Below are 4,977 nucleotides of genomic sequence, written 5' to 3' on the forward strand. Positions count from 1 at the left end.
TTGGCGGCGAAAACCGGACAGCCGGGCTTCGCCCGTCGGAAAACCATACAACAGCCCTGCGGGCGTCGGAAATGCACCCCTTTTGGTGGCTGGCGCCACCACCTTCCCCCCGGCGGGGGGACTTTATTCTTCGCTATGCGTTAGCTTTATTCTGCCCCGCTTGCGGGGGAAGTCCGGCGCAGCCGGAAAGGGGGAGGCGAGCGCAGCGAGCCAATCCGCAGAATGCCTATCATGACGTATGACACAGAAAGGTGAATCCGTAACGCTGACTTTATAAGCATTGCCCGAGAGGGCAATCCACAACCCTCGGCCCGAAGGGCCGTCAAACTTACGAACCCTCCAGCCCTCAGGCCGGTCCATCCTAAGAACCCTTTTCCACAACCCTTCTACACAACCTTCGGGGCCAAAGGCCCCGTCAACCTTCCCCTCTGAACCCTATTCTTCCGCCATTTCTCTCAGTTTTTCTCTGTCCATAATCCCGATTTTCTTTCCTTTTCTGCGGATGATATTTTTTTCTTCCAGCAGGTGGAGTTTGCGGGACAGGGTTTCGGGGGTGGTGCCCAGGTAGGCGGAGAGGTCTTTCATTTTCATGGGGATTTCTACCGTGTCCTTTTCGTTTTCATTGGAAAGGGCGGTGAGGTAGGAGGCCAGTCTTGTTTCCACTTTTTCCATCATGAGGAAGCGGGTCTGGTTTTCTGTGTCTGCCATGCGCTGGGCGTTCATTTCCAGAAGTTTCAGGGCCAGGCTGGGGGTTTTCAGGAGGAGGGCGTTGAAGTCGGTTTTGCGGAGGAGGCAGGCGTCCGTTTCTTCCAGGGTGTCGATGTAAATGCTTTGGGCTCTGGCACCGAGGAGGGCATTGACCCCTTCGTAGCTGCCGGGGGTGAGGAGGCGGAGGAGCTGTTCTCTGCCGCTGCCGGAGAGCATGTACACTTTCATGGAGCCTTTTGCCACGATGATGAGGAGGGGGTCTTCGCCTGGCTGCCATACGGTTTCGCCTTTGCGGAAGTGGCGGTGGAGGATGAGGCTTTCTACCTGGTTCTGTTCCTCTTCGGTGAGGTGGTTGAAGAGGGGGACGATGGATACGCAGTGATGTTCTTTCATAGAAACCTTCTTTTTATAAAAATTTAGAAATTTTCGATTTCTTGACAGGTATCAAGGTTTTGGCGGCGGATTTTCTTTATACTATTGACAGATAAAGAAATGAGAGCTTACAGAGCTCAAGTATAAAGAAAGGATGGTTCATATGATTAACACAATTCAGGAAGGCGTCGTTTTTAATCTGGCAGATAAGGTGGAATTTAAGGAAGGCGGTTTCCGTCCGCTGGTGATTGACAGCAATGATAAGGCGGAGCATGTGCTTATGGCGGTGGACGCGGGAGTGCTTATTCCTGACCATCAGGCGCCGGCGGATCTCATTTTCCAGGCTTTGGAAGGGGAGGCGGTTCTTCAGGTGGGAGGCATCGACCATCCGGTGAGGAAGGGGGATTTCCTGTTCATGAAGAAGGGAACCCTTCACCATCTGCAGGCGGTTACAAAGTTCAAGTTCTCCATGGTACGGATTTATTAATGATTTAGGAAAAGGCACCGGCTTTCTGCCGGTGCCTTTTTAGTGGGCCGGGAAATAGGGAAGGCGGCTGTCCTTTATCGGCGGGGATTCGGGCGCCGCAGGGGGCAGTCCATACCCTCTGAACCTTTGAACCCTCACGCCGCAGGAGCCGTCAGCCTTTCTCTGCCCAGGCGGCTTTGCCGGCCTCATGGCTTCAGTCCATCCACCTGTTCTTTGATGCTGTCTATATTATTTTGAATTTCTTTGATGGTCTTCATGGGGCCTTCGCTGTTTCTGGCTTCCCGGAGGTTCATGGCTTTCCCTGTTTCCTTATCCACCAGCTCGATGGTACCCAGGTGGAGGCGGCCGTCGATGATGTGGAAGGCGTCGGTGTGGATGATGCCGAAGCTGGTGTCAATGGATACGTCGTAGAAATCCACCGCCCGCCAGCGGTTGTTGAAGGTGCCGGTGATGCCTTTGAAGGGGACCAGCATGTAGAAGCCGGGACCGGAGGAGAAGCGGCCGAAGGCAATGAGGTGTTTCTGGTCACCGTCGCAGTGGATTTCTCCATCCAGTTTTACCAGACAGTAGAATCGGGGCTCATTGGAAGGAATGCGGCTGTCCAGGTCTTCGCCCTGAAGATAGATGTCATAGGCCCGGCTGTCTATATTGTAATTTCCCCGGGCGGTTACGGTGCCGCCGTAGACCCGGGCGGTTACATCGGAAAAAGTCACCTCTCCGCTGCTGTAATGGACATCCCCTTTGACATTTCTGAAGTCCAGGGCCGGAATATGGAGCTCCTTCATGGTCACTGTCCCGTCTGCTTCCATGCGGGCCAGGGGTCCGCTTCCCTGGGCAGTAAGGGTCATTTTGTCGTGAATGTCATCGCCCAGACCCAGGGAGGCGGGGTCTACGCCGTTGGCAGTAAAATTAATGAGGGAAGGAAGTCCTTTTTCCTTGAAATCGATTTCACAGGCAAGCTCCACGCCGTCACCTACGGCGGTTCCGCCGAAGGAGCCGGTGGTGAGGCTCAGCTTCGTGGTTCCTCTGGTATTAATGGTGCCTGTCATGTTTACGTGTTTTGCGATGTAGTGGCGCTGGCGGTAAAAGGCTTCCATGCGGCCGTTGTGAATGGTCAGCTTGAAATGAAGGGGCCTGCCGTTCCTGTTGAAATTGGACACTTTGTCTTCCAGCGTTTTCTCGGCCTTCCGGTCCTCGTCCTTCGCATGATCCTGTTTCACAAAGTCCACCTTCATGTCTTCGTCAAAGCGGACGGCGAAGACCGGGCGATTCAGAGTGATTTCTTCCAGGGTGGTAGAGACCATGTGCTTTCGGAGGATATCCCAGGGATTCACTTTCAGGGTGCCCGAGGGGACACGGAGAATGGGATTTCCCTCCGGGTCATCCCAGGAAAGGTTTTCGAAGGTTACGCCGCCGTGGATATTGGCGGTGATGGATTCCACAGTGATAGTGCCCCGGAGCATGTCCTGCCGGGCGGCGGCATAGTTGAAAATGCGGGCGGCGCCGAAGCTGGCTATTTTGGCCAGAAGGAGGATGAGGCAGAAAAGGGTGAGAAGGATGGCTGCCAGGACCAGGATATAGGAGCCCCACTGTCTTTCTCTGCGAAGTCTGGTCAGCTTTTCCTTCATAGGTGTCCTCCTTAATGGGTTTCCAGATATTTCCTGATTCGTTCTATCCGTTTGGGGGTATCAGGGTGGTCGTTCAGCAGGCTTTTAAAGAAGCCCGCATTACCGCTGCCGTAAATGGATTCGATATGGCAGAGCCCCAGGGCCAGGCCCCGTCCCAGCCCCAGGCGGCAGGCGTAGGCGTCGGCTTCATATTCCTCCTTCCTGCTTCCGAAACGGGAAATGAAGAGCATAGGCGTCTGGAGGAGGAAGGACAGGATATTGTACTGGAGGCTGATGAAAAGGGCCATCAAATTGATGAGGAGACCCAGGAAGGGAATCCATACGAGGAGACGGCAGATGAGGAAAATGGTGTTGTACACCAGAACGATGATCTGGCCGAACCAGGACATGCCTACGCAGAGCAGGCTGGCACCGGTGTGGCCCCGCTGGATATGCCCCATTTCATGGGCCATGATGCCAAGGAGCTCCTCCTCTGGAAACTGACGGAGCAGGGGCGCCATAACCACAATGCTTTTTCCCAGGGAAAAGGCATTGTATTCATTCCGAAGACCTACATAGAGGCGGTAGTCCGAAGGAACCAGATTTCCCCGCCGGCAGATCTTCGCAAGTCCTTCTTCCAGAAGGCGTCCGTCTTCGCCATAGGCCTTCCTCCCGCCTTCGGAATAGACAAAGAACCGCTCCATCACCCCCAGCCGCGCCAGAACGGCAGGAATGAGCACCGAAGCCAGAGTCAGCTTCACCAGAAACGTGCCGTCATCGGTACCTGCCGGGGCGCCGCCCAGGTAGTAAAGAGACAGCATCACAGACCAGAAGGAGAAATCCATAATAAAATTAACAATAAAGGTCAGGATAACTAGAATCACAGGGGTAATGGACATGGAGGGCCTCCTTTTCTACAGATTTCACTTGTATCATATCACGAATAAAAAACACGGTAAAATCGGATGGCAATTTCACCGTGTTTTGGATAGTGGGGAATGGGGACCGGGACCTGGGTGGTGCTTTCCAGTATTCCCGAAGGTTGATGTGCACATCCTGCATAGGATGTGCAAGTCGGCCGAAGTTGGCCCTTAGCCTGTCCATAAAAGGGCCTTCCATTTAGTCGGCCGACCGTGGTCTTTCGCGGGCGAGGGTTGATGGCGCCGCCGGGCCTTTGGCCCTGGGCGCCAAGGGTTCTGTCCGGGATCGGCTGACGCCTCCCGGACGGGTTGAGGGCTCCGCCCTCGGGAGGTATATAGTACCGCTGCGCTGGCGAGGTACGGCGCCCTTGGGGGCGCCATTTTTTATGCCGCCTTTGGCGGCGAAAACCGGACAACCGGGCTTTCGCCCGTGGGAAAACCATACAACCGCCCTGCGGGCGTCGGAAATGCACCCCTTTTGGTGTCTGGCGCCACCACCTTCCCCCCGGCGGGGGGACTTTAAAGCTCCGTTATGCTGTAGAGCCATTTATGAAGAGAGTGTTTCGCGGTGTTTTATTCTGCCCCCGCTTGCGGGGGCAGTCCGGCGTAGCCGGATAGGGGGAGGCGAGCGAAGCGAGCCAGTCAGCAGAATGCCAATCAAGCCCTATGACACAGAAAAGCAAATCCCGTAACGCTGACTTTATAAGCATTGCCCGAAGGGCAATCCGCAACCCTCGGGGCCAAAGGCCCCGTCAAACTTAAGAACCCTTGGGCCGAAGGCCCATCCATCTTAAGAACCTTTCCCTTCACAACCCTCGGGGCGAAGCCCCGTCAACCCTCACACCGCAGGTGTGTCCACTGAACCCTCACACCGAAGGTGTGT

Annotated in this window: 4 protein-coding genes; 1 reads left to right on the forward strand and 3 read right to left on the reverse strand. The window is 55.1% G+C overall.

The genetic code is table 11. From position 1 onward, the window contains the following. Nucleotides 1-435: 435 nt before the first annotated feature. Nucleotides 436-1,101, reverse strand: coding sequence for a Crp/Fnr family transcriptional regulator (locus HMPREF9453_RS10155; protein ID WP_008860475.1), 666 nt, complete (start codon nt 1,099-1,101; stop codon nt 436-438). 142 nt (nt 1,102-1,243) lie between these two features. On the opposite strand from HMPREF9453_RS10155, the gene HMPREF9453_RS10160 reads away from it, so the two are divergent. Then, nucleotides 1,244-1,567 (forward strand): cupin domain-containing protein, encoded by a 324-nt coding sequence (locus tag HMPREF9453_RS10160; protein WP_008860476.1) that lies wholly within the window; start codon nt 1,244-1,246, stop codon nt 1,565-1,567. Between the two features lie 185 nt (nt 1,568-1,752). Here HMPREF9453_RS10160 and HMPREF9453_RS10165 read toward each other — a convergent pair whose 3' ends face one another. Then, nucleotides 1,753-3,195, reverse strand: a complete 1,443-nt coding sequence (locus tag HMPREF9453_RS10165; protein WP_008860477.1) for an AsmA family protein — start codon at nt 3,193-3,195, stop codon at nt 1,753-1,755. Between the two features lie 11 nt (nt 3,196-3,206). Then, on the reverse strand, nt 3,207-4,073 hold the full coding sequence (locus tag HMPREF9453_RS10170) for a M48 family metalloprotease (protein WP_008860478.1): 867 nt from the start codon (nt 4,071-4,073) through the stop codon (nt 3,207-3,209). Nucleotides 4,074-4,977: the final 904 nt, after the last annotated feature.

The sequence above is a fragment of the Dialister succinatiphilus YIT 11850 genome (assembly GCF_000242435.1).
GTDB lineage: Bacteria > Bacillota > Negativicutes > Veillonellales > Dialisteraceae > Dialister > Dialister succinatiphilus.